The sequence below is a fragment of the Marinobacter excellens LAMA 842 genome, from assembly GCF_001574445.1.
In the GTDB taxonomy this organism is placed as follows: Bacteria; Pseudomonadota; Gammaproteobacteria; order Pseudomonadales; family Oleiphilaceae; genus Marinobacter; species Marinobacter shengliensis.
In genome coordinates, this window is sequence record NZ_LOCO01000053.1 from 1 (window position 1) to 2,756 (window position 2,756).

At 49.5% G+C, this 2,756-nt stretch carries 6 protein-coding genes; 2 read left to right on the forward strand and 4 right to left on the reverse strand.

All coding sequences use genetic code 11. The annotated features are described in order from the left end of the window. Window positions 1-161: 161 nt before the first annotated feature. Entirely contained in the window at window positions 162-305 is a 144-nt protein-coding gene (locus J122_RS22585; protein WP_156471803.1) for a hypothetical protein, read from the reverse strand. Next, window positions 298-903, reverse strand: a complete 606-nt coding sequence (locus tag J122_RS19970) for a DUF6338 family protein (RefSeq protein WP_061334036.1) — start codon at window positions 901-903, stop codon at window positions 298-300. The genes J122_RS22585 and J122_RS19970 overlap by 8 nt, the downstream gene beginning before the upstream one ends. Window positions 904-1,050: 147 nt before the next feature. Between J122_RS19970 and J122_RS19975 the strand changes: the two genes are divergently transcribed. Both J122_RS19975 and J122_RS19980 read left to right on the forward strand, forming a co-directional pair. Beyond that, window positions 1,051-1,245 carry a type II toxin-antitoxin system VapB family antitoxin gene (locus J122_RS19975; RefSeq protein WP_061334038.1) on the forward strand — a complete coding sequence of 65 codons (195 nt, stop codon included), beginning with the start codon at window positions 1,051-1,053 and terminating at the stop codon, window positions 1,243-1,245. Beyond that, a complete protein-coding gene (locus J122_RS19980) occupies window positions 1,242-1,643 on the forward strand; it encodes a PIN domain nuclease (RefSeq protein WP_061334040.1) in 402 nt (133 codons plus the stop codon). Before J122_RS19975 ends, J122_RS19980 begins: the two co-directional genes overlap by 4 nt. Before the next feature lie 78 nt (window positions 1,644-1,721). On the opposite strand, the gene J122_RS19985 is transcribed toward J122_RS19980, so the two are convergent. Both J122_RS19985 and J122_RS19990 read right to left on the reverse strand, forming a co-directional pair. Continuing rightward, a complete protein-coding gene (locus J122_RS19985; RefSeq protein WP_061334041.1) occupies window positions 1,722-2,183 on the reverse strand; it encodes a GNAT family N-acetyltransferase in 462 nt (153 codons plus the stop codon). Window positions 2,184-2,306: 123 nt separating this feature from the next. After that, complete coding sequence (locus J122_RS19990) at window positions 2,307-2,648, reverse strand: hypothetical protein (protein ID WP_061334043.1); 342 nt, start codon at window positions 2,646-2,648, stop codon at window positions 2,307-2,309. Window positions 2,649-2,756 lie beyond the last annotated feature (108 nt).

Below are 2,756 nucleotides of genomic sequence, written 5' to 3' on the forward strand. Positions count from 1 at the left end.
ACGGGCAACCCATATCTCTGGCAGCCTGAGCCAGGGAAACAACCGGATCATAGCTTAGGGACACCATCAGGTTGTCCAACTGAATGGGTCCACCTCACAAAGCCGCAATGAAAAGGGCGTCCGGCGGCCATCGGCCGCGTACTACAGCGATTTGTTATATCTTATTTTTTCTTCGGCGGGTTCTTCGGAGCCATTTCAGATGTCTCTGGTTTATGGCCATTTGTCGCCGGCTCTTTCTGCGGCTGCCACCCCTTTTTCTCGGGGACATAGCCATCTCTGAAATTGCCTTTTTTAGGGTCACTCATCGTCATCTTCTCCACCGTGGTAGAACTCAACAGAACGTATTTCTGAGGAGAGTATGATCACTCCTGCAGACTGTTCAGCTTGCCTTTCAAACCCACCGTCTTCGTTCAATATCCATTCTTCCTCGAGGTATAACTGCTCTTCGGAAGGTGCGCTTGAGGCGAAAGAGTTTGGACCAAATTTTCCGGCCACCTTCTGGCCATCCTTCAGGGTAACTATAATCCAGTAACACCGACGCTGGCCAAAAACAAAGTCCCAAGGTTTTTGGATGGGATGTGGAATGAGGTTTTGTATAAAACTCCTCTGGCGCAAAAACTTCCACGCAAAAACCCAACATATTGGCGCTACAAATAGAACGAAAGACCAAAAAATAATATATAGATTCGGGTGGCTCTCGGAAATTGAGCAGCTCTCGATCAAGTAAATTGGCCAGAGTAGTATTGCGTAATTAAGGCAGCTGTATGACACCGCATCAATTAGCTGCTTTGAGGATTCGGTATAGCGCGAGGGGGCTAGCAATTCGTAGGTTTTGATCGCAATGAAACCTGGAACCACGAATGCGATGAAAATTATTAGCTTGCTTTCATCCCAGATATTCAAAGATTACTCCCGATATAACGCCCGGCTCACGCGCCGGTTTGGAGCCGCAAAGCGGCGTAAAATCGGTCGCTGTGCAGCCGATTGTTATGTTTCCCCTGAAGTGCTAAATTGTGTATAGAAACCTAAAACTATACACATAGGTGCTCCATGAGAACGAACATTGTCATTGACGACCAGTTGATGGCCGAAGCCCTCAAAGCCTCTGGCTACGAAACCAAAAAAGAAGCGGTTGAGCAAGGCCTGAAACTTCTGGTCCAGTTGAGCAAGCAGCAGGAAATTCGAAAGCTGCGAGGCAAGATCAAGTGGGAAGGCGACCTGGACGAAATGCGGAGCGCCCGATGATTCTGGTGGATACCAGCGTCTGGATCGACTATTTCAACGGAGTCACTAACCCACATACTGACCTGTTGGATGCCTCGATAGTCCAAGGATCTGTCGCTATCGGGGACCTCATATTTCTGGAAATCCTGCAAGGCATCCGCAGCGACAAACAATATCGTCAGACCAAACAAAGCCTGATGGCGCTGGAACAATATGAAATGTTTGGCAAAGACATGGCAGCCAAGTGCGCCGACAATTATCGAGCCCTTCGTAAAAAGGGCATCACGATCAGAAAGACTGCCGATGTGATCATCGCGACATTTTGCATAGAGAAGGACCTACCCCTGTTGTTCCTTGATCGCGACTTTATCCCCTTTGTTGATCATCTTGGACTTGAGCCGGCCCTGAGAGAAACATAACGCCAACAACACGGGCCGGAGCACGCGCAGCGTGCGGAGGTCCAGCACCACGCAGTGGTGCGAGCGTGCTTGTGATTGTTAGGCATTGATATGTAGCTCCATAAACACGCTGTTTGGGTCTTCTTTATATGAGCCAAAAGGCCCGCAATAGGAAAACCCGTGTTTTGAATAAAGCTTTCTGGCCGGATCGAAGAACGGCATTGAGCCGGTTTCCAACTTGAGAGACCGATAGTTCCTGCTCCTCGCCTCTTCCACAATGTGGCTGAGCAATTTGGATCCGATACCCTGGCCCCTAGCTGATGCACAAACTCTCATGGATTTGACTTCACCATGATATGGGTCAACCTCTTTGAGTGCGCCACACCCTAAAACCTTTCCATCGTCATAGATTGTCCAAAAGGTTATCTCTGGCACCTGTAAGCCTTGTAGATCCAGGGCATGCTTGCTTTCAGGCGGAGAGACAGCCTTCATGTCCTCAATATGCTGCTGCAGGAAGTTGGCGATTTCCTTCCCTTTAAGATTGTCGATCCGTATTTCCATCCGTTTGACTCTAGGCTTGCCTAACGCCGATATTCAGCGGCGGCCTTTGCGTAGCGAAGCGGAGAAAAGGCCGTCCGGTGGAGGCCCTTCAGGGCCGGAACGAACTGGAATGTATAGTTAGAGTCATTCAGGCTCAAAACCCGGAAATCCATTGTTGGAATACTCTTCGAGTGACCCAGGCTTGGCCCCTCGAACCGTCCAGCTCGAGAGGTAGTCGGGGTCGACAACAACTTCTCCAGTCGACCTGAGACGATACTCGCCCTCATCCGCTGGCAGGATATTCGAGAAATCGGGAGGCAAGTAGAACTCGGTTCCGCTGCCATTTCTCTTTATGATAATACCGCTCCCATCTACGTGGGTGATAGGACCATATACTTGCACTTGGCCAATAAGCTGCTCTTCATCATCCATTAAAGTGATTCCGACGAGCAAAATCTTCCCTATCAAACTTCCAATTTCTTCCATTTTTTAAAACTCTAACGCCAAAATTAAGCGGCGCCCGACCAGGGCGTCCGGTGGACGGCCGCCAGGCCGGGAACGAACTTGAATGATTGGTTAGGCATTTCTCAGTCT

What these genes read in the sequence shown, in the direction of transcription:
- J122_RS22585 (WP_156471803.1), bottom strand. Translation starts at nt 305, where the DNA reads ATGAGTGACCCTAAAAAAGGCAATTTCAGAGATGGCTATGTCCCCGAG.
- J122_RS19975 (WP_061334038.1), top strand. Translation starts at nt 1,051, where the DNA reads ATGAGAACGAACATTGTCATTGACGACCAGTTGATGGCCGAAGCCCTC.
- J122_RS19980 (WP_061334040.1), top strand. Translation starts at nt 1,242, where the DNA reads ATGATTCTGGTGGATACCAGCGTCTGGATCGACTATTTCAACGGAGTC.
- J122_RS19985 (WP_061334041.1), bottom strand. Translation starts at nt 2,183, where the DNA reads ATGGAAATACGGATCGACAATCTTAAAGGGAAGGAAATCGCCAACTTC.
- J122_RS19990 (WP_061334043.1), bottom strand. Translation starts at nt 2,648, where the DNA reads ATGGAAGAAATTGGAAGTTTGATAGGGAAGATTTTGCTCGTCGGAATC.